This is a genomic window from Stenotrophomonas sp. STEN030, assembly GCF_056759995.1.
This window is the reverse complement of record NZ_JBRREB010000032.1, coordinates 19,834-43,162: the sequence shown is the minus strand read 5'-3', so window position 1 is coordinate 43,162 and position 23,329 is coordinate 19,834. Positions and strand designations below refer to the sequence as shown.

21 protein-coding genes are annotated in these 23,329 nt (G+C 62.7%); 9 read left to right on the top strand and 12 right to left on the bottom strand.

What is annotated here, in order from left to right; all coding sequences use genetic code 11:
- The first annotated feature begins 6 nt into the window (after positions 1-6).
- Positions 7-717, top strand: a complete 711-nt coding sequence (locus ACVOLR_RS12475) for an rRNA pseudouridine synthase (protein WP_481536703.1) — start codon at positions 7-9, stop codon at positions 715-717.
- Between the two features lie 166 nt (positions 718-883).
- Here ACVOLR_RS12475 and ACVOLR_RS12470 read toward each other — a convergent pair whose 3' ends face one another.
- From ACVOLR_RS12470 to sstT, 3 genes are read right to left on the bottom strand one after another with little or no spacing between them, the layout of a single operon-like run.
- Positions 884-1,186 carry an AzlD domain-containing protein gene (locus tag ACVOLR_RS12470; RefSeq protein WP_481536702.1) on the bottom strand — a complete coding sequence of 101 codons (303 nt, stop codon included), beginning with the start codon at positions 1,184-1,186 and terminating at the stop codon, positions 884-886.
- Positions 1,183-1,911 (bottom strand): AzlC family ABC transporter permease, encoded by a 729-nt coding sequence (locus ACVOLR_RS12465; protein ID WP_481536701.1) that lies wholly within the window; start codon positions 1,909-1,911, stop codon positions 1,183-1,185. Before ACVOLR_RS12465 ends, ACVOLR_RS12470 begins: the two co-directional genes overlap by 4 nt.
- Positions 1,911-3,116 carry a serine/threonine transporter SstT gene (sstT, locus tag ACVOLR_RS12460; RefSeq protein ID WP_481536700.1) on the bottom strand — a complete coding sequence of 402 codons (1,206 nt, stop codon included), beginning with the start codon at positions 3,114-3,116 and terminating at the stop codon, positions 1,911-1,913. Before sstT ends, ACVOLR_RS12465 begins: the two co-directional genes overlap by 1 nt.
- Positions 3,117-3,239: 123 nt before the next feature.
- On the opposite strand from sstT, the gene ACVOLR_RS12455 reads away from it, so the two are divergent.
- A complete protein-coding gene (locus ACVOLR_RS12455) occupies positions 3,240-4,811 on the top strand; it encodes a phospholipase D family protein (protein ID WP_481536699.1) in 1,572 nt (523 codons plus the stop codon).
- An 84-nt stretch (positions 4,812-4,895) separates the two neighbouring features.
- Here the strand turns inward: ACVOLR_RS12455 and ACVOLR_RS12450 are convergent, their stop codons facing one another.
- Positions 4,896-5,954 carry an HDOD domain-containing protein gene (locus ACVOLR_RS12450; RefSeq protein ID WP_481536698.1) on the bottom strand — a complete coding sequence of 353 codons (1,059 nt, stop codon included), beginning with the start codon at positions 5,952-5,954 and terminating at the stop codon, positions 4,896-4,898.
- Between the two features lie 910 nt (positions 5,955-6,864).
- Here ACVOLR_RS12450 and ACVOLR_RS12445 point away from each other — a divergent pair.
- The gene (locus ACVOLR_RS12445) at positions 6,865-7,659 is read left to right on the top strand and encodes an IclR family transcriptional regulator (RefSeq protein ID WP_481536697.1); all 795 of its coding nucleotides are present in this window, start codon (positions 6,865-6,867) and stop codon (positions 7,657-7,659) included.
- Between the two features lie 148 nt (positions 7,660-7,807).
- Here ACVOLR_RS12445 and ACVOLR_RS12440 read toward each other — a convergent pair whose 3' ends face one another.
- Entirely contained in the window at positions 7,808-8,098 is a 291-nt protein-coding gene (locus ACVOLR_RS12440; RefSeq protein ID WP_481536696.1) for a hypothetical protein, read from the bottom strand.
- A 108-nt stretch (positions 8,099-8,206) separates the two neighbouring features.
- Here ACVOLR_RS12440 and ACVOLR_RS12435 point away from each other — a divergent pair, with 108 nt between their 5' ends.
- Together ACVOLR_RS12435 and ACVOLR_RS12430 are read left to right on the top strand one after the other, a co-directional pair.
- On the top strand, positions 8,207-9,010 hold the full coding sequence (locus ACVOLR_RS12435; RefSeq protein WP_481536695.1) for a carboxylesterase family protein: 804 nt from the start codon (positions 8,207-8,209) through the stop codon (positions 9,008-9,010).
- A 325-nt stretch (positions 9,011-9,335) separates the two neighbouring features.
- On the top strand, positions 9,336-12,071 hold the full coding sequence (locus ACVOLR_RS12430) for a bifunctional diguanylate cyclase/phosphodiesterase (protein ID WP_481536694.1): 2,736 nt from the start codon (positions 9,336-9,338) through the stop codon (positions 12,069-12,071).
- Positions 12,072-12,141: 70 nt separating this feature from the next.
- Here the strand turns inward: ACVOLR_RS12430 and ACVOLR_RS12425 are convergent, their stop codons facing one another.
- Entirely contained in the window at positions 12,142-12,777 is a 636-nt protein-coding gene (locus tag ACVOLR_RS12425) for a LysE/ArgO family amino acid transporter (RefSeq protein ID WP_481508366.1), read from the bottom strand.
- 133 nt (positions 12,778-12,910) lie between these two features.
- Here ACVOLR_RS12425 and ACVOLR_RS12420 point away from each other — a divergent pair, with 133 nt between their 5' ends.
- The gene (locus ACVOLR_RS12420; RefSeq protein WP_481536693.1) at positions 12,911-13,816 is read left to right on the top strand and encodes a LysR family transcriptional regulator ArgP; all 906 of its coding nucleotides are present in this window, start codon (positions 12,911-12,913) and stop codon (positions 13,814-13,816) included.
- A 119-nt stretch (positions 13,817-13,935) separates the two neighbouring features.
- Positions 13,936-15,075 (top strand): extracellular native short-chain-length polyhydroxyalkanoate depolymerase PhaZ7, encoded by a 1,140-nt coding sequence (gene phaZ7, locus ACVOLR_RS12415; protein ID WP_481536692.1) that lies wholly within the window; start codon positions 13,936-13,938, stop codon positions 15,073-15,075.
- A 9-nt stretch (positions 15,076-15,084) separates the two neighbouring features.
- On the opposite strand, the gene ACVOLR_RS12410 is transcribed toward phaZ7, so the two are convergent.
- The 3 genes from ACVOLR_RS12410 to ACVOLR_RS12400 all read right to left on the bottom strand — a co-directional run bounded on the left by ACVOLR_RS12410 (position 15,085) and on the right by ACVOLR_RS12400 (position 18,001).
- Positions 15,085-15,846, bottom strand: coding sequence for a transporter (locus tag ACVOLR_RS12410; RefSeq protein ID WP_481536691.1), 762 nt, complete (start codon positions 15,844-15,846; stop codon positions 15,085-15,087).
- A 168-nt stretch (positions 15,847-16,014) separates the two neighbouring features.
- Positions 16,015-16,938, bottom strand: a complete 924-nt coding sequence (locus tag ACVOLR_RS12405) for a M14 family metallopeptidase (protein ID WP_481536690.1) — start codon at positions 16,936-16,938, stop codon at positions 16,015-16,017.
- A gap of 178 nt (positions 16,939-17,116) precedes the next feature.
- On the bottom strand, positions 17,117-18,001 hold the full coding sequence (locus tag ACVOLR_RS12400; protein WP_481536689.1) for an acyltransferase: 885 nt from the start codon (positions 17,999-18,001) through the stop codon (positions 17,117-17,119).
- Positions 18,002-18,358: 357 nt separating this feature from the next.
- On the opposite strand from ACVOLR_RS12400, the gene ACVOLR_RS12395 reads away from it, so the two are divergent.
- Entirely contained in the window at positions 18,359-19,249 is an 891-nt protein-coding gene (locus tag ACVOLR_RS12395; RefSeq protein ID WP_481536688.1) for a PAS domain-containing protein, read from the top strand.
- Positions 19,250-19,411: 162 nt separating this feature from the next.
- Here the strand turns inward: ACVOLR_RS12395 and ACVOLR_RS12390 are convergent, their stop codons facing one another.
- Positions 19,412-19,768, bottom strand: a complete 357-nt coding sequence (locus ACVOLR_RS12390) for a hypothetical protein (protein ID WP_481536687.1) — start codon at positions 19,766-19,768, stop codon at positions 19,412-19,414.
- Positions 19,769-19,816: 48 nt separating this feature from the next.
- Positions 19,817-20,767, bottom strand: a complete 951-nt coding sequence (locus ACVOLR_RS12385) for an MBL fold metallo-hydrolase (protein ID WP_481536686.1) — start codon at positions 20,765-20,767, stop codon at positions 19,817-19,819.
- Between the two features lie 268 nt (positions 20,768-21,035).
- On the opposite strand from ACVOLR_RS12385, the gene ACVOLR_RS12380 reads away from it, so the two are divergent.
- Complete coding sequence (locus tag ACVOLR_RS12380; protein WP_481536685.1) at positions 21,036-22,010, top strand: tetratricopeptide repeat protein; 975 nt, start codon at positions 21,036-21,038, stop codon at positions 22,008-22,010.
- 49 nt (positions 22,011-22,059) lie between these two features.
- Here the strand turns inward: ACVOLR_RS12380 and ACVOLR_RS12375 are convergent, their stop codons facing one another.
- Positions 22,060-23,100: a S66 peptidase family protein gene (locus tag ACVOLR_RS12375; protein ID WP_481536684.1), complete on the bottom strand. Its 1,041-nt coding sequence runs from the start codon at positions 23,098-23,100 to the stop codon at positions 22,060-22,062.
- Positions 23,101-23,329: the final 229 nt, after the last annotated feature.

Here is a 23,329-nt window from a genome sequence, read left to right as displayed (position 1 = left end):
GATGCCATGACCACCCCTATCCGTCTCGACAAGCGCGTTGCCGCGCAGCTGCAGTGCTCGCGCTCGCAGGCCCAGCAGTACATCGAAGGCGGCTGGATCAGCGTCGATGGCGTGGTGGTGGAAACCCCGCAGACCATGGTCAGCGAGGAAATCATCACCCTCGGCACCGAAGGCAATACCGAAGCCGCTGAAGCGGCCACCTTCCTGATCAACAAGCCAGCCGGCTGTACCTCCGACCAGTTGGTTGCGCTGCTTTCGGACGACAACCGCTTTGCCGACGACGCCTCCGGCATCCGTCCGCTTCGCCGTCATTTCCAGCGACTGGACTACCTGATGCCGCTGGACGATGCCGCCAGCGGCCTGGTCGTACTGACCCAGGATTGGCGCGTACGCCGCCACCTGCAGGAATCGGGCTACAGCCTGGAGCAGGAGTTCGTGGTCGAAGTCAGCGGCGAACCCACCCCGTGGGCGATGCCCAAGCTCACCCATGGCCTGATCTATGAAGGCCGCAGCCTGCCACAGGCCAAGATCAGCTGGCAGAGCGAGCAGCGCCTGCGTTTCGCGATCAAGGATGTGCGCCCGGGCCAATTGCAGTTCATGTGCAACCAGGTCGGCCTGAAGGCCGAACAGATCCGCCGCCTGCGCATCGGCCGGATCGGCCTGAGCAAGATGCCCGAAGGCCAGTGGCGCTACCTGGCAGCCGAGCAGAAGTTCTAAGGACAAGCCCCCCCTGTTCTTGTGGGAGCGGCGTCAGCCGCGAAGCTGGCAATACGTCCGGCCACACCAAAAACCGGCATCGCACAATGTGTTGTTGCAAGCGATCAGCGCGCGGACGAAACACCGGCTTCGCGGCTGACGCAGCTCCCACAACGGCCAACTGCGCTCATAGCAGTCGAATCACAGCCGCAGCCGCCGCACCCACAATCACCACCAACAAGAACGGAGCCCGCAGCATCAAGGCAACCGCCGCGGCCAACAACGCGCCGATACGCGCATCGAAGGCCAACCCCTGCCCGGCCGACACCGTGTTCATTGCCGTCAACGAGGCCAGCAGACCTATCGTCAGGCAGCCAGCCACGCGGTTCATGCGCGGCGACTCCAGCCAGCGCACCGGTACCAGGTAACCCGCGAACTTGATCGCCCATGCGGCAACGCAGCCAAAGATGATCCACGCCCACAGCGTCATGGCGCCGACTCCTGCTCGACCTTGGGTGCGACATCGGGCTCCAAGCCCTCATCCGCTGGCCCCCTGCCAAACCAACCCCAAACCGCGGCCACCGCCGCGGCCAATAGAATCGGCACGCCCGGCGGTACCCACGGCAGCGCCAGCACTGTCACCAACGCGCAGACCACCGCAATCGCCACCGGCTCACGCGAACGCAGGCGCGGCCACAGCAAGCCAAGGAAGGCGGCGACGGCGGCGCCATCAAGGCCCCACTGGCGCGGATCACCCAACGCGTCTCCCAGCAGCGCACCCAACAAAGTAAACAGGTTCCAGCACAGGTAAACGCCCAGCCCGGCAACCCAGAAGCCGCGACGCTGTTCCTGCGGATCGCTCTGGCTGGCCGCAGTGGCCGCCGATTCGTCGATGGTGACCTGCGCCGCCAGCGGCCTCAGCCAACCGCGTGGGCGCAGCATGCGGTTGATCTGTGCCCCGTACACCGCGTTGCGGATGCCCAGCAGCGTGGCCGCGCCAAACGCCGCTGCGCCCGCACCGCCAGCACCGATCACACCGATGAAGGCGAACTGCGAGCCACCGGTGAACATCAACAGGCTCAGCGCAGCGGTCTGCGCCACGCTGAAACCCGATGCCACCGCCAGCGCACCAAACGAAATGCCATACAGGCCAGTCGCAATCGCTATCGAAACGCCGATGCGTACCGCTGGCGTGATGCGCCCGGCGATGGCCATCAGGCGCGCCCGCGCGCTTGTTCGGCCGCCGCGACAAACACCACGTCGGTGGACGAGTTCAAAGCGGTTTCAGCCGAGTCCTGCACCACGCCGACAATGAAACCGACACCGACCACCTGCATGGCGATCTCATTGGGAATGCCGAACAGGCCGCAGGCGAGCGGAATCAGCAACAGCGAGCCACCCGGCACGCCGGAGGCACCGCAGGCGCCAATCGCAGCGACTACGCTGAGCAACAGCGCGGTCGGCAGGTCCACCGCGTAGCCCAAGGTGTTTACCGCCGCCAGGGTCAGTACTGAAATGGTGATCGCCGCACCGGCCATGTTGATGGTCGCACCCAACGGTACCGCCACCGAATAGGTGTCCTCATGCAGGCCAAGCTTGCGACACAGCTCCATGTTGACCGGAATATTTGCCGCCGAGGAACGGGTGAAGAACGCGGTGATGCCGCTCTCGCGCAGGCAGCGCAGCACCAGTGGATAGGGGTTGCGGCGGGTAACCACGGCCACGATCAGCGGATTGCCGACGAAGGCCATGAACAGCATCGCGCCAATCAGCACTGCCAGCAGATGCAGGTAATCCTTCAATGCACCCAGACCGGACTCGGCCAACAAAGAAGCAACAATACCGAACACGCCCAGCGGCGCCAGCTTGATCACCAACCGCACCACCCAGGTGACCGCATCGGAGAAATCACTGACCAGGGTGCGAGTGGTCTGGCTGGCATGGCGGAGCGCCAGGCCAAGGCCAACAGCCCATGCCAGCAAACCGATGTAGTTCGCGTTGAGCAATGCGTGCACCGGGTTGTCGACGATCTGCATCAACAAGGTATTGAGCACTTCGCCAATCCCGCCCGGCGCGCTCATGGCGCTCTCGACCGTCTTCAACGTCAATGTGCTGGGGAACAGGAAACTGGCTGCCACGCCAACCATGGACGCGGCCAAGGTGCCGATCATGTACAGCACCAGGATCATCCGGATATGGGTCTTCTGCCCCTGCTGGTGATTGGCGATGGAGGCCGTGACCAGCACCAGCACCAGAATCGGCGCGACAGCCTTCAGCGCGGAGATGAACACCGTACCAAGCAGGCCAACAGCAGTCGCACCGGCCGGCCAGGCCATCGCCAGTACGATGCCGGCGATCAGGCCGATGACAATCTGCAGCACCAGACTGGGCGCTCGGAAAGAGGAGGAACGTTCGGTCATTACAGGGCTCGCGGCAAACGCAAACCCCGATTCTCGCCCACCGCAGGCTTCCTCCGCACCCCCGGAACGTCATGGAATCAGGACAAAGTGCCGCTGAGACGCGAACACCGCTAGGATGCGCGCATGGAAAACAAGCGCCGCCCCAAACGCCTGCTACGGTTTTTCGCCTACCTGCTCGGCGTCGTGCTGCTGTTGATCGGCAGCGGCCTGCTGCTGGGTGATCACCTCACCCCCAAGGCAGTCGGCACGCCCTCGCAGGCCCTGCCACTGCAGGCGCAACAGACCCTGATCGATCGCCAACTGCAGCCCTTGCTGGTCGAACACCCGGGCAAAAGTGGCGCGGTGTATCTCTCCGACGGGCTGGAGGCCTACGCCGCACGCTCCATCATCACCCGCCAGGCCGGGCGCAGCCTGGACCTGCAGTACTACATGTGGCACGACGACCTGCTTGGCCACCTGCTCGCCCACGACGTCCAGCAGGCAGCCGAACGCGGCGTACGCGTACGCCTGCTGCTGGATGACATGAACGCTGCCGGCCTGGACCCACTGATGCTGGCGCTGGACAACCATCCCAACATCGAGATCCGCCTGTACAACCCGTTCCGCAATCGCGACGGACTATGGCGACTGGTCGAGATGGTGCAGCGGGTTTTCAGCATCAACCACCGCATGCACAACAAGGCGTGGATCGCTGACGGCCGCGTTGCCATCGTTGGCGGCCGCAATATCGGCGCCGAATACTTCGACGCACGCCCGGATGTGAACTTCCGCGACCTGGACCTGCTGCTGGCCGGCCCTGTCGCCAACGATGCCAGCAGCATATTCGACGAATTCTGGAACAGCGATGCGGTGGTACCGATCGCCGCTCTGCATCAAAGTACCGATCAGCAGATGGCCAACTTCATCAGCCAGGCCGAGCTGGACGCACGCCAACAGCAAGCCGAACCCTATCTGCAACGCGTGCGAGCGCATCTCACCGATGCCTATCTCAGCAAGCAACTGGACCTGTATTGGACCGACGGCGTAAGGATCCGCTCCGACCCGCCGCGCAAACCCAGCGGCGGCGACAGCAGCCAATGGCTGGTCACCCGGCTGGTCGAGGTGCTGAGCAGCGCCGAGCACAAATCATTGCTGATCTCGCCCTACTTCGTGCCCGGCGCGGTCGGCACCAAGGGCCTGATCCAGCAGGTCCAGAACGGCGTGCAGGTCGGCATCATCACCAACTCGCTGGCAGCCAATGACGTACCCGCCGTGCACAGCGGCTACATGCACTACCGCCGCCCGTTGCTGGCCGGCGGCGTGCAGCTGTACGAACTCAAAGCGCGTGGACACATCCAGAAGGCATCCACCTTCGGCAGCAGTGGCGCCAGCCTGCACACCAAGGCCTTCGTGGTGGATGACCGCCGCGGCTTCGTCGGCTCGTTCAACCTCGATCCGCGCTCGGCCTACCTCAATACCGAAATGGGCGCACTGTTCGATGACCCGGTACTGGCCGCGCGCCTGCGCGAGGAATACCTGCGCCTGTCCAGTGCTGAGTTGAGTTATTGGGTGTATTTGAACAGGGACCACGAATTGCGTTGGTTGGATCGGGCCAACACGCCACCTATCAGCCTGCGCACAGAACCGGACACCGGACTGATGCAGCGCGCCAGCACCCAGGTGATCAGCTGGCTGCCATTGGAATCACAGCTCTAGCCTGAGCAGTCGACATTGCGGGGCGGTGTCCCTCGAGATTCCGGGCACGGACACGATGCGCGCCGCGTCCCTGCGCTGCCCGCCTCACTCCAGTGAGCCGTCTGCCTGCGTCATCCGCTTCCACAACCATGCCGCGACGTGTTCTGGCATCTGGCTGGCGAGCGCCGCATTGGCCTCCGCTTCGCTCATCAGACCCTGCGCATGCAGCATCGCCGCGCTTGCGGCCAGCTGCCCGATCTGCAGCGAACGTGCCAAACCAGCTGCAGCGGGCACGCCGACCTGCTTGAGGGCCTGCACGATCGGCGCCGACAACTTCCAATGCCCGGCTATCCGCACCGCGGTCGGCGCGCTGCAGCGCTCCAACACTTCCAGCAAAGTGCCCGGCTCACGTGTCCGCAACGGCGGCCGCGCCAACACATCGGCGGCAGCCTGCATCGCCATGGCCGCACTCAGGCCCAGCAGCAGGCCAGCCAGCTGGGCAGCAAAGCCATCCTCGCGTTCCACACTGCGCGCATGGTCGGCAGCGGCCAGCGACACCCGCAAGGTGTACTCCCAAAGCAAGCGCGAGAACTCGGCATCAACGCCACTGGCCGACTCCATGACCGGCTGCACCAACGCGGCGGAAATGATCTGACGGATGCCATCGTTGCCGATCAGCGTTACCGCCCGCTCGATGCTTTGTATGTCCTGCCGTTGCAGCCGATACAGGGAACTGTTGGCGATACGCAACAACGTAGCCGCCAGTACCGCATCACTACCAATGATGCGGGCAATGGAGCGCGACGAAGCCGCACTGTCATTCACGCTCTGGATCAGCTGCGGCAGCAGGTTCGGTCGGCGAGGCGTGTAGCGCGAGGACAGGTCCGCACGGCTCAGCGCCGTAACCACGTCGTCCACCACCGCACGCTGCACACGCAACGCATCGGCCGGCATATCGGCGGCGCCGAGCGCGCTGAGCAGGAAGCGCCGCTGCAGATCATCAACGCTGACAACGACCGCAGCATCCTCGACTGCCGGCACGCTAGCCGATGGCGGCACACGCAGCCGCCGTTGCGGACGTACCGCATCGCCACTGCGCCGCTGCCAGAGCCAGACCAGGCCTCCGGCAATTACTGCTGCAAACACTGCCGAGATAATCACCATGACAGATACAAATGGTCCACGCGGAAAACTGCCAATTATATCGGCCAACACGCGAATTTCTTGAATCCCTGATCCACGGAATCAACACAACACCTCCCCGCCCCACTCCAGCCTATGCACCACATGACGGATACGAAAAGCCCCCAAGGAAACATGAAAGCACCAAACCATATTCAAATAGCGAATTAATGAAGCTCTCAAAATAACGGAGATTCATACATTACCCAGGCTCGCACGCCACCCAATGCCGAAACACCGCACGCCGTCCAAACACAGGCATCCGCTGCATTCAAAGAGCACATGCGGCCAAAAAGACACCACCTCAGTTTCACCAATCAAACAAATATCATTTTCGGCACACGAGTAAAGCCAAGACCCGCCACTCAAATCAACAAGCAAGTCACACTGAGCATCGGATCTGTGAGTAACAGCACACGCAGATGGCAACTTCCCTGATTGCCAGCCCACTTGACGCTGCTATGTTTAATTGCAACTTCCGCAATGACATTTAGTTTCAAACATAAAACCTCACCCTCACCCGCCATTGGCGGGAAAGGCATCCGCCGGAAAACCACTTGTGCACAACCGCAGATACGTGACGAATACCTCCACGCGACCGATACGGGCGAAAAACAAATCAGATGCTTCGCTGTCAGTGCCGCCTGGGCTGCGCGCCGACGACCTCCGTGTCAATGCAATCGCGCCGAGGCTTATCCGGCAACAAACCGCCGAGTACGTCTCCGCCGAACGTCGTGCTTCATGCGAGAACGGGCATCCCTCGCAACGGGTGCAATACCCGCCTACATCGACGGCATCGTGAAGTACCAGCTGTCAGCTCTTTCGGGTTTCGTCAGCGGGCTGACCCTGCCCGCCGATGGCGGCCTTGTCTTCAACTAAAGGGAGGACGGATATGTCGACGCCTCAAGCAACACCGGTAAAAGAACCCAATCGCTACATGGTACCGGCACTGGAGAGGGGCCTGAACATGTTGCTGCTGTTTGGACGGCAACGTGGCGAACTGAGCTTCACCCAGGTCTGCCAGCGCACCGGCATGCCCAAAGCATCGGCGTACCGCACCATGCAGACGCTGGAACAGATGCGCTTTCTGGATCGCAACACCGCCAGTGGCGGCTACCGCCTTGGCCTCAATGTTCTGCGACTGGGCTTTGACTATCTATCCGCGATGGACATCGTGCAGATCGGGCAACCCATCATTCAACGGCTGCGTGATACCACCAGCTACTCTGCGCACCTGTGCGTATTGGATGGCCGCGACGTGGTGTACGTGGCCCGTGCCAGCGCGATCGGCGAACTGCCCAGCGGCGTCAGCGTAGGCACACGGCTCCCAGCTCACTGCACCGCAATAGGCCGCGTGCTGTTGATGGCGATGCCCGAGCAGGAACTGAGCTCACTGTACCCGGAACCGGCATTTGCACTTACCTCCGAACAAGGGCCAAAGACACCACAGGACCTGATCGAGCTGCTGGGTGATGACAGTGCGCGCGGCCACGCCATCAGCGAATCGTTCTATCAAACCGGCGTCTCGGCGGTGGCCTATCCATTGCGCGACCGTGATGGCAACGTGCTGGCCTCGATCAGCATCATGGTTCCGCGCTCGATGCTACCGGCGGATATGAAAACCTCACTGAGCGCCCAGGTTGGGAAAGCCGCGCGCGAAATAGAAGGCTTCCTGCACGCGTCTTGAGCACGCTCAAGCACAGGCCCGCACCATCCGCTGACGCTGAAAGCGTCAGCTACCCAAATCCGGTTGGCGTAGCCCTACGTTTCCAGCTCAGCCGTCAGCGCTAGCTTGCGCTGGCACCATCAGCGCCGATCCATCTGCGGGGTTCGTGTCACTTCTTCTGCTTGTGCAGACGCACACCCATCGGGCCTTGCAGCGAGCCATCCTTATTGATGGTGAAGTCCACCGACTCTGCTTCGGTGCCAGGTACTGCAACCTTCAGCATGTTGCCGTCGCGGGTATAGCGAGTCTGCTGCGCCTTGCCCAGCGTTTCAACCGTCACCTGGCCGTCGGAGTCAAAGGTGTAGCTCACCATTCCCGCGCCATCGTTCCAGGTGCCGCTCAGGCCCTGGCTGCAAGCAGCCAACAAAGTTGCCAAGGCAACGATCAGCAGTTTTCTCATCTACAACTCCCAATAACAGCGCAGACCGCCACAGCGGTGTATCCGCGAGCATTCTGGCACAGGCCCAATCAGGCTAGGCTGGTGGCTTCTGCCATGGAGCCGGACGCAATGGGTCGCATTCTGATGTCGCTATGTCTGCTGGGTATGCTCATGGGCTGCAACAGCCTGCCCTCAACCGCCAACACCGCCCCCGCCAAGGGGCAGTTCGTCGCGCGGCAGCTCGATTTCGAGGGCCGTCAGTTCCGCTACCAGGTGTTTGTGCCGGCCACTACCGCCACCTCGTCAGGTGCGCGTCCACTGGTGCTGTTCCTGCACGGCTCCGGCGAGCGCGGCGATGACGGGCTCAAACCTACCTTGGCCGGGATTGGTCCCTGGCTCAACCAGAACATGGATACGTTCCCGGCACTGGTGGTGTTCCCACAGGTGCCCGAGGGCGAGGAATGGCGCGGACGCAACGCGCGCATGGCGTTGGCGGTTCTGGACGTGGCCAGCAAGGAGTTTGCCGCTGATCCACAACGCATCTACCTGACCGGCATCTCGATGGGTGGATATGGCAGCTGGGAGCTGGCCCTGACCCGGCCCAGCCAATTCGCCGCAATCGTGCCCATCTGCGGCGCGCTGAGAGCACCGCGTGCCGACCGGCCCGGACTGATGGTCGACCAGGTGGCCGACGCTGCCAATCCATACCTGAGCACCGTCAGCCGCCTGCGCGACGTGCCTACCTGGATATTCCATGGCGCCCTCGACGAACTGGTACCAACCACCGACGATCGCGCAATCGCCGCTGCCAGCCAGCAACTTGGGGCGGGCTTCCGCTACACCGAGTACCCGGACGTCCAACACAACGCCTGGGATGCCACCTATCGCAACCCCGCGATGTGGGAGTGGATGCTGAGCCAAAAGCGCCACTGACAAGGGCAGCCATCAGGCTTGCAGCAGAAACCTGGAAATCAGGGCTCGCGCCGGTATTTGCGGGCTTTGCGAACGATGCGGGAACTTTGTAGCCAGTCCGTTGCGATAGCGTGACTGCAATCACGCATCGAATGCTGCCGCCTACACCCGCCCTGCACGGCCTGAATTGGACAGTGGGGACAAGTGCGCGACCCTCGGCCCTGTTTCCAACTGTACTTTCCAACCGTACCGGGTTCGTGCCATAACAGCGCCACCCCGCCTGCGGCAGCCACTTGGGGGCGGCTGCCAACTGCACTACGCCGCAACGGTAACCGGAGACTGAGGCTTGGCAACTACCGCATCGGCAGCGCTTGAGCAGTTGCCGCGTACCCGTGGTCTCCATTCCCGACTGCATCTGTTGATCCTTGCCACCCTGCTACCGTTACTGGTGATCGGTGCCATAGCAGTCTGGAATGCAGCCCGCGACTACCGGCACAGTTCCGAGCAACGCCTGCAGGAAACCGCCACCGCGCTGGCACGCGGGGTCGATCAGGGAATCGAAGACAACGTCAACCAACTACGCCTTTTGTCATTGCTGGCACCGCAGCTGCAGGAAACCGCCCCGGAGCTGCGGGCATGGGCACGTGAAAACCCCGACATCCGGCTGATCCAGGACAACAGCGAGCAGGCCCGTACACTGCCGCCTGGCTTGCTGGACGACGCCCGCCGCGAAGACAAGGTAAAGGTCTCGGACCTGTTCACCAACGCGATCACCAATACCCCGGAAGTGGCCATCGCTCTGCCCTTTGGCGATGCCGACGACGTCCGCGTGCTGACCATGGTGCAACCCTCCAATCGCCTGATCGCCAGCATCATGGGTACCGGCAACGACCAACAGCTGCTGGCTGCGGTAGTCGACAACAATGGCGTCATTGCTGCGCGATCACTGTCACCGGAACGCTACATCGGCAAGCAGGTACCCGACTGGCGGGTACTGCAACGCAGCGGCGGCAAGCACGGGCTGTTCGATGCAAGCAGCAACGAGGGAATGCCGGTCATCTTCGCCTTCCACCGGTTGCAGGCGGCGCCGGGCTGGACCCTGGTGGTTGGAGAACCACAACAGAGCTTCCAGGCGCGCTGGCAACAACCGCTGCTGGGGATCATTTTCGGCGGCATCGTCGCAGCGGTGATCGCCTTGCTCTGGGCCAACGCCATCGCCCGCAGCATCCTGCTGCCGATCCGGGCTTTGGCCCAGCGCAGTCACAGCGTCGCCGACAATGTCGCCGCCCTGCCCGACCCACAGCCCTCCCGCATCCGCGAAGTACGCAGCCTGCAGAGCAGCCTCAGCGGCACCGTCGATGCGTTGAAGCGCAGCGCCGATGAAGCGCGCGACCTGGCCCGTGACCTCAAGGCCAGCGAGCAACGCTACCGCGCCGTCGCCGAAGCCGGCGCGCTGGTGCTGTGGCAATCCGATCGCAATGGAACGGTGCTGTCGGCAACCGGCTGGCGCGAGCTGACCGGGCAACCCAATGATCATGCGCTCGGCAAGGGCTGGCTGCGCCGGGTCAACGAAGATGACCTGCCGCAGATAGAGATCGCCTTGGAGCAGAGTTTCACCGGCACCAACGCCGCCTCCCTGGACGTGGAGTTCCGCGTGCTTGACCTGTATGGCAAGTGGCGCTGGCTGCGCGCACGCGGCGCCCGCATCGGCCACAGCCTGAGCAGTTGGGCCGGCGTGCTGGAGGACGTGGATGCGCGGCGTCAGGCACAGGCGCGCATCGCCTACCTGGCCCAGCACGATTCGCTGACCTCGCTGCCAAATCGCAACATGCTGTTCGAGAAACTCGACCAGGCCCTGATCGCTGCCCGCCGTGGTCACCACAGCGCCCTGCTGCTGCTCGACCTGGACCGTTTCAAGGAGGTCAATGACAGCCTCGGCCATCCCACCGGCGACCGGCTGCTGCAGGAAGTCGCCCAACGCATCCTCGGCTGTGTACGCGGCAACGACCTGGTCGCCCGATTGGGCGGTGATGAATTCGCCATCCTGATGGCACCGGAAAGCCGCGCTCCCGAGGCAGCATTATCGTTGGCTGCCCGCCTGGTCGAAGAACTGGGCCGCAGCGTCGAGCTGGAGAACCACCAGTTCGCCATCAGCACCAGCATCGGCATCGTCCTCATCGACAACCAGGCCAACGCCGCCGACACCGTGATGCGCAATGCCGATCTGGCGCTGTACCGGGCCAAGGACGATGGCCGCGGCTGCTACCGCTTCTTTGAAGCAGAGATGGACACCCGCATGCAGCGTCGCCGGCAGCTGGAGACTGAATTGCGTGCGGCCCTGCAACTGCAGCAGTTTGAGCTGCACTACCAACCATTGGTGGATCTGCGCCTGCGCCAGGTCGCCGGCTTTGAAGCACTCCTGCGCTGGAATCACCCGCAACGCGGCCTGCTCGAACCCAGTGAGTTCCTGGCCTTGGCCGAAGATATCGGCATGATGCTGCCGCTGGGTGCATGGGTGCTGCGCCAGGCCGCGCAGGATGCCAGCCAGTGGCCGGAGCAGATGAAGATCGCGGTGAACCTGTCGGTATCGCAGCTGGCCCAACCCAATCTGGCCGAAGGCGTCGAACAGGTGTTGGCAGCAACAGGGCTGGCGCCGGCACGGCTGGAACTGGAAATCACCGAAAACGCGCTGATCGCCAACATCGAGGCGGCATCGGCGCAGCTGCTGCGGCTGAAGATGGCCGGCGTGTCGATCGTGATGGATGACTTCGGCACCGGCTATTCCTCGCTCGGCTACCTGCGTGCGTTCCCGTTCGACAAGGTCAAGATCGACAAGTCGTTCGTCCGCGACCTGGGCGAACAAAGCCAGGGCAGCGCCATCATCGGCGCGGTATCGCACCTATGCGAAAAGCTGGGCATCAGCACCACCATCGAAGGCGTCGAAACCCAGGCGCAACTGGACCAGCTGAAGGAAGAGCACTGTGCCGAGGGCCAAGGCTATGTGTTTGGACGCCCAATGCCGTTGGCACGGGTGGACGATTTCATTCGCGAGTGGCCGACACGCTGGAACCAGGCCACGTAACCGGGAAAGCACGCAGGGCCGTAGCCCGGGCATCACCCGGGCAGGCCACCTGCCCGGATGAAGCCTGACCTCAGTTGACCCCGCGGATCGCCAGGGTCAAGGCAAGCACGCTCAGGATCACCGCGATGGTGCCATCCAGAATCCGCCAGGTAGACGGCTTGGTGAACAACGGCGCCAGCATCCGTGCGCCGAGACCCTGCACCGTCAGCCACACGCCGCTGGCAGTCACCACGCCGATGGCGAAGGCCATGCGCGACTCACCGAAGTTGTCGGCGATGGAGCCAATCACCATCATGTCCAGCCAGAAATGCGGGTTGATGATGGAGAAACCAGCCGCCGCCATCAGCGCCGTGCGCAACGACTGCTCGCCGTTGTCATCCAGGTTCATGCCGCCACCGCCCACCACCGCACGCCGCGCCGACTGCGCTGCATACCAGGTCAGGAAGGCAACACCGCCCCACAACAGCACGGTGGTCAGCCACGGCAACTGCGCGGTCAACTGACGCAGGCCGGCCACGCTGGCCATGATGAACACCGCGTCGATGGCGAAACACGTGGCGATGATCGGAATCACGTGCTGGCGCATGATGCCCTGGCGCAGGATGAACGCACTCTGCGCGCCAACGATGGCGAACAGACCGATACCGATACCGGCACCACTGAGCCAGGCACTGCCGGCAGCTTGGGCGGAAATAACCGAAAACATGAGAAAAAACCTTGTTACTGGGGGAAGGACGTAGCGGGAGAGCCCACCGGTTACGTCCGGACGCGGCAATTGTCGCAATGCAGCACGGAAAAGTAGAGCTAAACTTCGTTAACCATCATTAGCAAAACTTAATATGCGCATCGATCACGCCCAACTGCGGGCACTGGCCGCGGTCATCCGCGAAGGCAGCTTCGAGCGCGCGGCGCTATCGCTGAACGTCACCGCCTCGGCGGTATCGCAGCGGATCAAGGCACTGGAGGACAGAGTCGGCAAACTGCTGATCAAGCGCACCATCCCTACCGAGGCAACTGTGGAAGGTCAGGTATTGGTGCAGCTGGCCGAACAGACCGCCCTGCTGGAGCGCGACGCCTTCGAGCGCATCGGCCTCAGCGATGCCGAGCTGCCAAGGGCCAGCATCCCGGTGGCGGTCAACCACGACAGCATGGAAACCTGGTTCCCGGAGGCGGTGCAGAGCTTCTCGCAGACCACCTCCACCACCCTGGACCTGCACACCGAAGACCAGGACCACACCGTTGCCCTGCTGCGCCAGGGCGCGGTGATGGGCGCCGTCACCACCTTGTCCGAGCCGGTACAGGGCTGCCAGATCCATGCACTGGGCAGCATCCGCTACGCCGCTACCTGTACCCCCGAATTCCATGCCCGCCACTTCGCCAAGGGCGTGACCGCACAGGCGCTGGCGCAGGCGCCGGTACTGGTGTTCAACCGCAAGGACGATATGCAGGCCCGTTATGCCCGGCGTCTGGCCGGTGTGGAGCAGGCACACAACGCACCTACCTGGTGGATTCCCTCAACCCGCGCCTTCGTCCACGCCAATCTGGGCGGACTTGGCTGGACCATGAACCCATTGCCGCTGGTGCGCCGGCACCTGGAAAGCGGACGCTTGGTCTACGTCAAAGCCCGCGCCTGGGAAGACGTGCCGCTGTACTGGCAGCACTGGAAGGGCGAGGTCAAAACCATGGCCTTGCTGACCCGCGCCATCCTGCAGGCTTCTACCAGTTTGATCCACAAACGCAAATAACGGGATGGGTAGCCTGTGCAGTCGTGCTGCACTGCAAGTTTCCCTAAAGGACACTGCCTGCATCGGCGGTACCGGCGGATGCTGCGTTGATCACAACGCAGACCCATCGGAGCAGCCAGATGTCGAACACGCGATCTGTCCCCGTCATTTCCTCCTGCCTGCTCGGCGCATTGGCCGCGCCGCTGGCCGGCGTCATGCTGATGCTGGCGCCCACCAGCGCAAAGGCCTTGGACTGCGGTAGCAACAATGGCTACACCTGCACCGGCGCGGCAAACCAATATGCCGGCGGCTTCAGCCCCGGGGTTGGCCAAGGCGGTTTTGGCGGCGGCAGCTGCACCGCCAGCAAGACCCCGGTGGTATTCATACCCGGCAATGGCGACAGCGCCATCAGCTTCGATATGCCGGCCGCTGCGGTCAGCGGCTACAGCACCCCGCCGCGCTCGATCTATGCCGAGCTCAAGGCCGCCGGTTACAACGACTGCGAACTGTTCGGCATCACCTACCTCAGTGCCAGCGAGCGCGCAGCGCCGCAGAACAACTACCACTCACCGGCCACCTATCAGACACTCAAGACCTTCATCGACAAGGTCAAGGCTTACACCGGCAAGAGCCAGGTCGACATCGTCACTCACTCGCTGGGCTCGACCATGGCCTTGGCGTCGATCAAGTACAACGCCAATCAAAGCAGCGTGCGACGCTTCATCAACATCGCTGGCGGGCTACGCGGCCTGCAGACCTGCCGCAGCACCGGATATCAATCGACGCTGGCGCCCACCTGCAATGCCGAAGCCTACGTTTATCCCTACACCTATTACACCTTCGGTCTGTACCCGAGCACCGGCGTGAGCTACTACGGCTACAACCGCTGGACCGGTAGTGGCAGCGGCAGCCTGCGCACCTTCCCGGCCACGTACACCGGCATCCGTTTCTACACCATCACCGCCGGTTCGCGTGACCAGGTGCATTGCTTCACCACCAGCTACAGCGCCGGCTGCGCCGATGGCGCGCTGTTCAACAGCGCAACCAATGTCTATGCACAAGTCGACATCGGCGCCGGTAGCAGCGCCTACAGCTTCGACTGGAATTGGAGCGATGGCAGCCCGTACAACTTCGGTGGTGGCGATACCAGCAGCGGCGTCGGCCATTTCCGCTCGAAGAACAACGCCGGTCTGATCGTGCGCAACATGCTGACCACTGACTGCACCAGCAATTGCGCAGCCGGCTACAGCGGCGTGTATGGGCCGGCGGTCAATCGCTGAACCGCGTTCTCAATCGAAATACATCGACACGCCGATACCGCCCTGCCAATCAGTGGTATCGGCGTCCAGCCCGCGCAGGAACGATGCATCCAACTGCACGCGCGGGCTCACCATCCAGGTCACGCCGGCACCGGCAGCGCGCATGTACTGTGCGCCGGTGCCGTAGCCGGCTTCGACGTAGGCCGACAGCTGCGGCCTCAACGCGAAACCGTAGCTGGGCGAAAGTAACCAGCCGCTACCAGCGTCGCCCCATTGCCGATCTACATAAAGGCCGACACTGCCATCCCGCGGCAGCGCCAACGCCACAGTCACGCCCAGGTCGTAGTTCTGCCCCGCATCACCCAGCGGCGCCCTGCCCCAAGGCAGGCTGGCCCCGGCCTTGAATGCCACTGACAGTTGCTCATCGGCCAGCGTCGGCGCCCACTTCAGTGCGACGCTGCCGTCGCCTCCACCGGTTTTCCGGATCCGCCCATCGGGCCCATGCACGCGCAGCCCGCTCCAGCTATCCGCGCCCAGTTGCAACTCCAGCGCATTGGCCAAGCCGACACGCAACAACGTGTCGGCAGTCCATCTGGTCGTGGTCAGGCCATCGCTGCGATCACGGCTGGCATCGGGCAAGCCCTGCTCCCAGACGAACACGCCCTTGCCGACCGTGCTGGTGGAGAAGCCTATGCCGGGCCGGTCAAATTCCGGCGCGTCTTCGGCATGCGCTTGGCGGGCGGCCAGGGCAAGCACCGCATAGAGGAGGATCGGGGCTTTCATGTTCGCCATGTTGCATATCCCACTGCGGGGTGGCGTGAATATCGATAGGCGGCAGTGGTTCCCGAGTGCGCTTGGCTTACCCGGGCTACACGCTTCGGTCGGGCTATCGAACCCGCAAATGAAAAGCCTACCCGGCTACGCCGGATGGGCTTTCAGCAAACCTGTCGGTCCGCGCGCTCAGCGATGCGCCAACGCGTAGTCCACGGCGCCGATCACGGCAGCAACCTGGGCGTCATTGCACTGCTGCGTCGTCGCCTTGGGACTGTCCGGATAGACTTCGGTGGTGGTGGTGTAACGCGCACCGCTGACGCTGGCGCACAGGCCCAAGGCCTTGAGCGGGTACTCAATGACGCCTTCGGCCACCACGGTCGAACCGATGATCTCGCCACGCTCGTCGGCAGGTGCCAGATGGGTCACCTTGACGACTTCAGCGTTGACTGCCTGCTGGAACTGCGGCTGACGGTTCTCGGTGTCGTCCACCAGATAGAAACCGTCCGGAATCTCGCCCGGCTCGAACGGCTTGCCATCGCGCGCGGCCAGTGCCGGGCGGAACTCGGTTTCGTCGGTATCGGTGGTTTCGTGCAGATCGATATGCATCAGCACGCGCCCCTGCAAGGGAGCAACCAATGCCATCAGCGCGGCCGACTCCTGCGCCGGGCTGTTGTCCACGAAAGAACGGTTCGGGTCCAGTGCCAAGGCATTCCAACGCTGGATGCGCTCATAGCCCCAGGGGCTGACGCAGGGCGCGATCAGCAGGTTGCAGCGGCCGGCGTAGCTCCCCGCATGTTGATCGACGAACTGCAGCGCACCCTGCACACCACTGGTCTCGTAGCCGTGGACGCCACCGGTCACCAGCATCACCGGCAACGTCTCGTCCCAGTTGCGGCTGCGGATTGCGAACAGCGGATAGCGGCCCGAGGGGTAATCCAGCTCACCGTACTGCGTCACATCAAAACGCTCGCGCAAGGCGTCGATCTTGACCAGCACTTCTTCGGCATAGCTGCGCTGCACCTGCTGCTGTGCCAGCCACTGCGCGCGCTCCGGCGCGCCCCAGGCCTGACCGGGAGTGCCGATGGGATAGAAAGCGGCATCAATGCTCATGCGCAGGTCTCTTCAATACGGATGTTGGCGCGCACTTTACACCGTAGGAGCGGGGTAAGCCGCGAAGCCGGCGCATCCTCAGGTAGCAGGCATGCCCTGTACTTCAGCAATGCCAGCTTCGCGGCTTACGCCGCTCCTACAAAAAACCGACGGTTTTCCGCAAAACCAATCAGATCGATCAGGCCTTGTTTTCGAGCAGGCGCGCGATGTCCTCTTCTTTCTGCAGCCACAAGCCATTCATCCACTGCTGGAACTGCGCGCGGAAGTTGCGATCTTCCTGGTAGTTGCGGCCGATGAACTCAGCGGGGATAGGCAGCTTGCGCACCAGCACCTGCACTTCCGGCAGGCGATTGGCCATCAGGTCCATCATCGAGGGAATGCCTTTGGGATAGACGATGGTCACATCGAGCAAGGCATGCAGGCCCTTGCCCATCGCATCCAGCACAAAGGCCACGCCGCCGGACTTGGGTTTGAGCAGATGCTTGAACGGCGAGCTCTGCGAAGCATGCTTGGCAGCCGTGAAACGGGTGCCTTCAACGAAGTTCATCACTGCCACTGGAATGCTGGCGAATTTCTCGCAGGCCTTGCGGGTTACTTCCATGTCACGCCGGCCCAGCTCGGGGTTTTTGGCGATCTGCTTGCGGTTGTAGCGGCCCATGAACGGGAAATCCAAGGCCCACCAGGCCAGGCCCAGCACCGGCACCCAGAACAGCGAGCGCTTCAGGAAGAAGCGAAGCAGCGGGATGCGGCGATTGAACACCTTCTGCAGCACCAGGATATCGACCCAGCTCTGGTGGTTGGCCAGCACCAGGTAGTGCCCGTCGCGCTCCAACCCCTCGGTACCACTGACCGTAAAACGGGTGGCGGTGAAGGCATGGATCATGGCGCTGTTTACCGCTATCCAGCTCTCAGCCAGCCCGGTCAGCAGCGGATTACAGGCCCGACGCACCGACTTCAGCGGGAGCACCGCCTTGAACAGCGCCACCACGAACAACGGCAGGCAATGGGCCAGCGTATTGATCACGATCAACGGGAGAATCAGAGCTACACGCAACCACACCATGGAAATAACCGCGGGGAGCAGCCCCAGAACCCAAAGAAGCACAGGGTAGCAAAACCGTCGCTTCAGGTTCTATCTGAGGTGCTTTACAAGGCCCAACAGCGACGGCCAACTAGCGGTAATCCTTGGCATTTTCGCAGCGGGACAAGCCAAAAGCCCCGGCGATGCGCGTTCCCGCAAGCGGGTTTCCGTGCATCCTCCCAACTACTGCAGAGCGGCTTCCCCCTCACCCCGGGCCCAGCGCCGGCCACGTTCAGCCTGGCACTGCTGCCGCCTCCCCGCCTGCGTGGGCAGCGCCCCGACATACGCGGCAATCTGGACACGGCATAATCCCAGCCTTCGTATTTGTTGTGCTTAGACATGCCCTTCAAGTTGCCGCTGCTCGGTGAAGTCCTTGATCTGCTACCCGACGCGGTTTGCATGGTTGCCCCCGATGGCGAGCTGCTGATGGTCAATGCAGCCTTCGAGACCATCTTTGGCTACACCCCCGCCGAGGCCAAAGGCCGGCAGATCATGGACCTGGTACATCCAGAGGACCGCGCAGCCACCGAGCAATCGGCACTGGACGCGATGGAAGGCCGGCCTCGTTCCAACTTCCGCAACCGCTACATCCGCAAGGATGGCAGCGTGGTAGACATCCAATGGTCGGCCAAATGGCTGCCGGAGTACGGTATCCGCATTGGTGTCGGCCACGAAGTGACCGCCCTGCGTGGGATCGAGCGACAGCTTGAGCACCTGGCCAGCCACGACGCACTGACTGGCCTGCCCAACCGCTACCACCTGCGGCGGGAGCTGGAAGCTGCACTGGAACGCGCTGCGCGCGATGGCGGCGGGCTGGCACTGCTCTACATCGACCTGGACGGCTTCAAGGCTGCCAACGACCGCTACGGGCATGAAGCTGGTGACCGCCTGCTGCGCGATGCCGCCCGCCAACTGCGTGACGGCCTGCGTCAGAACGACCTGATCGCCCGCGTCGGCGGCGACGAGTTTGTTGCCGTGCTACCGGCCTGCACCAGTCCCAGTGATGCATTGAATATCGCTACCGCCTTGCGTGCGCGACTGGCCCTGCTACAGAGCCTTGGCAGCGATACCCCGCAGATCGACGCCAGCGTGGGCGTGGCCTGCTTCCCCGCCGACGGCAATGACGCCGATGCACTGCTGCGCCATGCCGATGCCGCCATGTATGCCGCCAAGGCGAAGAAGCGCCTTGCCAACTCAGCTTCAGATCGCGCCTCCAACCCAATTTCCTGATCCACGCAGCCCTCCCTTGCCGAGTCAGCGTGCATAGGGCAAAGATGACTCTGCCACCTCCAAACCGCCCCGGGACTGTGCGCTGTCTTGCTGCAAGAGCGCAGCGCCGCCAGAACCAGGTCAATCTACGGAATGGGTTCTGCCTGCATAGGTGACGGGGATTTACTGGACCGACTGGACCTGGATCTGGATCTGGGCACTCGACGTCCGATTTCCCAATTCAATGATCTCGTCAGCATTCAGGTTGGCAACCTTGTCTTTGATCCTGGCAATGCCAAGGTGCTGCAGCTCAGGATTGCCCGCCACCTCATACGCCGAGTTCACACCAGCCAGATTGATCTGAAGCATGGCCACCAGCAGCTTCTGCTTTTTCGCAGAGCTCACCGATTCAGTCATTCGGTTCCAGCTGGACTCAGCTGCGGCATCCGAAGACGCATCCAGGCGAATGGGCTCTTTGGCGCAGACGATACCCGTCGCCAGGGCGCAGATGATGAGAACAGAAAAAACGCGATATTTCACAATGATCCTCCTTGAAGATTGGTATGACGCCCGTTCTGCATTACGCGACTACTTCCAGGGCATTTCGCCCTTGGCAACCTTGGCGCTGAGCTCCAACGATGCTTCGCCTTGCAGGCCCGGGTAGCGCTGCTTCATCGCCGCAATCAACGCGTTCGAGTCCTTGGCCTTTGCAGCTTCCTCATCGAAGGCGCGAATGTAGTTGGCGGTGAATTCCACGGCCGCCAGATCCTGTGGCGCACCCTGCGCATAGTGGCCGGGAATAACCTTCGTCGGTGCCAGGTCCTTGATCTGCTGCAGCGCCACCAGCCAATCCTGATGCGACTGCGGTGTCTGCGTATCGGCCATGAATACGTGCGAACCAGCATCCACCAACACCCCGCCCATCACCGTCCTGATCGACGGCACCCACAAAGCCGTGCGCTGCGGGCTCGCTCCGTCCAGGCCGATCACCTTCAGCTCCAGCCCTTCCAGTTGCAGGCTGTCGCCCTGCAAGGGAGAAGGCACCAGCAATTGTTTGGGCGCATTGGCACCGAGCTGCGGCCCCCATATCTTCAGCTTCTCATCCTTGCTGGCCAGGATATGCGCGATGGTCTGGGGGGTGGCCAAAATCTGCGCGTCCGGGAAGGCAGCATGCAGCGTCTCCAGGCCGAAGTAGAAATCCGGGTCGCCATGGCTGATGTAGATGGTGGTCAGCTTCTTGCCGGATGCCTTGATCAGTTCGACCAGCTTGGCCGCATCGGCGGTGGAGAACTGCGCATCCACCAACACTGCGTCAGTTGCACCCGTGATCAGCTCGGAAGACACCGCGAAAATACCGCTGTCGCCCGGGTTGAACACCTCAACCTTGAGCACCTGCTGGGCGGCTTGCGGGAGGTCATCCGTTGCTGGTGTCGCTACCATCGGAGCCACCGTCGCGGCGCCATCGGCTGTCGACTGCCTGCCACAGCCTGCCAACGCTACCGTCAGCGCCAGCACTGCTGCCGATGTTGTGTACCGCATGCTTCTGCTACTCATTGCACTGCTCCAGCTAGCCAAAGACGGGGTTTCATTGCGCGCGGTGCATCCAGACAACGAGCCATGACCACGCTTCGGCGCCGATGCTGGCAAGAGTCCTGTTATTGACATGTTAACGAGTAGCTCCACCAACACAGGCGCTGCCCCCAGCCGGCGCTGACAACCATTTGGCATATCGATCACATGGCTGTACGCCCGATCCGGGAACACAGTCCGCATGCGATCATCTCCTATCCCCCAAAGCTGCCGCGCAATGAACAACGAACAGCCTGGCCTTGAAAGCGTCCACAACCATGCGTACGCCGCAGTTGACGAAGGCGAACTGCAAAGCGCCACGCAGAATTTCGACGTATTGCTGCAGCACCACCCGGATAACCCCTTCTATCACTACATGCGCGGACTGGCACTGAAGTACCAGATGGAATGGGCCGGCTCGCTGCGCGACAACCTGCGTGCGATTGAACTGGCGGAGGAGTTCAGCCAAGCCCAACACTGGAACGCAGCCATCGCTGCCACAGGTCTTGGCCAATGGAGCACGGTGCGCGAACTCTGGGCAGCCTGCGACATCACCCTTCCAGAAGGTGACGGCCCCATCGATGCCGACTTCGGCGTCGCCGTGGTGCGCTTGAATCCCTGGAGCGCCGGCGAGACGGTATTCATGCGCCGCATCGACCCGGTACGCGCACGCATCCTCAACGTGCCACTGCCGGAAAGCGGCCACCGCTTTGGCGACATCGTGCTGCATGACGGCGCAGCCACCGGCACGCGTTTCGACGGCGAGCGTGAAGTGCATGTTTTCAACGAACTGGAACGACTGCAGCCGTCCGAGTTCCAGACCTTCGTGGTGTTCGTGCGCGCGGACAGTCGCGACGATATCAGCGCCTTGCTGCGCGCCAGCGCGCCGGGCATCGGTTATGCAGAAGACTGGACCAGCAGCATCCGTCACTACTGCCTGCGTTGCAGCTACGGCGCGCCACATAGCCATGCGCAGGAGTCGAACGAAGAGCAAGTGGAACAATGGCAGGTCGAGCGTAATCTCGGTATTGCCGCGCAGAGCCGATTATCAGTCGAGAAACTATTGAAAGACTGGGTTGCCGGCCAACCTGGCCGTCAACTTGACGCCATCGAGACCCGTGAGTGTCCGCAGCCGGTGCGCGAAGACGGCTATGCCTGGTGGCTGTCACCCGAGGATGAAGATGCGGATGAAAGCGCCGACGAAGAAGAATAAGCCTCGGGCTTTGACGACGTGACGGCATCCCGCCACGTCGCCCTGACCATCAAGCGCCTGCCAGCACCGGCGCCAGCAGCCGGAACGTACCGGCATCGGCATCCATCTCCACCTTGCCGCCCACCGGGACGATGAACTGCTCCTTGATGTGGCCGATCATCGCACCGCGATAGGCGGGGATCTTCAACGGCACGATGTAGTCGTCGAAGATCTCGTCCAGGGTCAGCGAGCCATAACCATCACCCGGCGAACAATCGGTGCACTCACCGAAGATGAAGCCGGCGATTTTGTCCAGTGCGCCCATCAGCTTCAAGGTGCTGAACATGCGATCGATGCGATACGGTGCTTCGGCCACGTCTTCCAGGAACATGATCTTGCCACTGAAGTCCGGCAGGTAAGGCGAGCCCGCCAAGGCGGTCAGCACGGTCAGGTTGCCACCGATCAGTTCACCTTGCGCCTTGCCGCCACGGATGGTCAGCGTGCGATTGTCGCGCGGCACCAGCTCGTCGTCGCTCTCGCTGCGGTTCTGGTACTGCATCAGCTCGTGTTTGAAGAACAGCCGATCGAACTGATCAACGTTGAAGCGATTCCAGCTGCCTGCGCCGATCTGCCCGTGGAAGGTCACCAGGCCGGTCCTGGCCTGGATCGCGCAATGCAGCGCAGTGATGTCCGAGTAACCGAGCAGCACCTTGGGGTTGGCGCGGATGCGCTCGTAGTCGAGCAGCGGCAACAGTCGTGCGGCGCCAGAGCCGCCGCGCACACAGATGATGGCCTTGACCTGCTTGTCGCCGAACATGGCATTGAGATCGCCGGCGCGTTCGGCATCGGTGCCGGCCAGGTGGCCATGGCGGGCGGCGTAATGCGCGCCGGTTTTGACCACGAAGCCAAGGGCTTCCATCGCCTCGCGCGCCAACTGCAGGCTGAGCCGCTCGCTGCTGGCTGAGGACGGACTGACCAGGCCGACCGTATCGCCCTTGTTGAGGCCGGCGGCCAGCAACTGCCCGTGCGTGGCAGCCATCGCGCCCTGCATGCCGATCAGCGGCAAGGCTGCCGCCAAAGCCGTACCACCGATGAAACGACGTCGATCCATGTTGCTGCCTGTTGCCGGGAAGTCGCCCCAAGAGTAGCAGCGCGCAACACCTGTAGAGCCGAGCCATGCTCGGCTGGGGCTCTACCGATAGCCTTACCTGTAGAGCCGAGCCATGCTCGGCAAGGGCTTTCATGTAGTGCCGAGCCATGCTCGGCAGAGGCCTTACCAGTAAAGCCCCAGCCGAGCATGGCTCGGCACTACATGAAAGCCCTTGCCGAGCATGGCTCGG

Bases quoted from the DNA above. Each gene is read 5' to 3' on its own strand.
- ACVOLR_RS12470 (WP_481536702.1), bottom strand. From the start codon at position 1,186: ATGACGCTGTGGGCGTGGATCATCTTTGGCTGCGTTGCCGCATGGGCG.
- ACVOLR_RS12400 (WP_481536689.1), bottom strand. From the start codon at position 18,001: ATGGTGTGGTTGCGTGTAGCTCTGATTCTCCCGTTGATCGTGATCAAT.
- ACVOLR_RS12450 (WP_481536698.1), bottom strand. From the start codon at position 5,954: ATGGTGATTATCTCGGCAGTGTTTGCAGCAGTAATTGCCGGAGGCCTG.
- ACVOLR_RS12395 (WP_481536688.1), top strand. From the start codon at position 18,359: ATGCCCTTCAAGTTGCCGCTGCTCGGTGAAGTCCTTGATCTGCTACCC.
- ACVOLR_RS12420 (WP_481536693.1), top strand. From the start codon at position 12,911: ATGCGCATCGATCACGCCCAACTGCGGGCACTGGCCGCGGTCATCCGC.
- ACVOLR_RS12435 (WP_481536695.1), top strand. From the start codon at position 8,207: ATGGGTCGCATTCTGATGTCGCTATGTCTGCTGGGTATGCTCATGGGC.
- sstT (WP_481536700.1), bottom strand. From the start codon at position 3,116: ATGACCGAACGTTCCTCCTCTTTCCGAGCGCCCAGTCTGGTGCTGCAG.
- ACVOLR_RS12375 (WP_481536684.1), bottom strand. From the start codon at position 23,100: ATGGATCGACGTCGTTTCATCGGTGGTACGGCTTTGGCGGCAGCCTTG.
- ACVOLR_RS12385 (WP_481536686.1), bottom strand. From the start codon at position 20,767: ATGCGGTACACAACATCGGCAGCAGTGCTGGCGCTGACGGTAGCGTTG.
- phaZ7 (WP_481536692.1), top strand. From the start codon at position 13,936: ATGTCGAACACGCGATCTGTCCCCGTCATTTCCTCCTGCCTGCTCGGC.
- ACVOLR_RS12405 (WP_481536690.1), bottom strand. From the start codon at position 16,938: ATGAGCATTGATGCCGCTTTCTATCCCATCGGCACTCCCGGTCAGGCC.
- ACVOLR_RS12410 (WP_481536691.1), bottom strand. From the start codon at position 15,846: ATGGCGAACATGAAAGCCCCGATCCTCCTCTATGCGGTGCTTGCCCTG.
- ACVOLR_RS12465 (WP_481536701.1), bottom strand. From the start codon at position 1,911: ATGGCCATCGCCGGGCGCATCACGCCAGCGGTACGCATCGGCGTTTCG.
- ACVOLR_RS12455 (WP_481536699.1), top strand. From the start codon at position 3,240: ATGGAAAACAAGCGCCGCCCCAAACGCCTGCTACGGTTTTTCGCCTAC.
- ACVOLR_RS12445 (WP_481536697.1), top strand. From the start codon at position 6,865: ATGTCGACGCCTCAAGCAACACCGGTAAAAGAACCCAATCGCTACATG.
- ACVOLR_RS12440 (WP_481536696.1), bottom strand. From the start codon at position 8,098: ATGAGAAAACTGCTGATCGTTGCCTTGGCAACTTTGTTGGCTGCTTGC.
- ACVOLR_RS12425 (WP_481508366.1), bottom strand. From the start codon at position 12,777: ATGTTTTCGGTTATTTCCGCCCAAGCTGCCGGCAGTGCCTGGCTCAGT.
- ACVOLR_RS12475 (WP_481536703.1), top strand. From the start codon at position 7: ATGACCACCCCTATCCGTCTCGACAAGCGCGTTGCCGCGCAGCTGCAG.
- ACVOLR_RS12380 (WP_481536685.1), top strand. From the start codon at position 21,036: ATGAACAACGAACAGCCTGGCCTTGAAAGCGTCCACAACCATGCGTAC.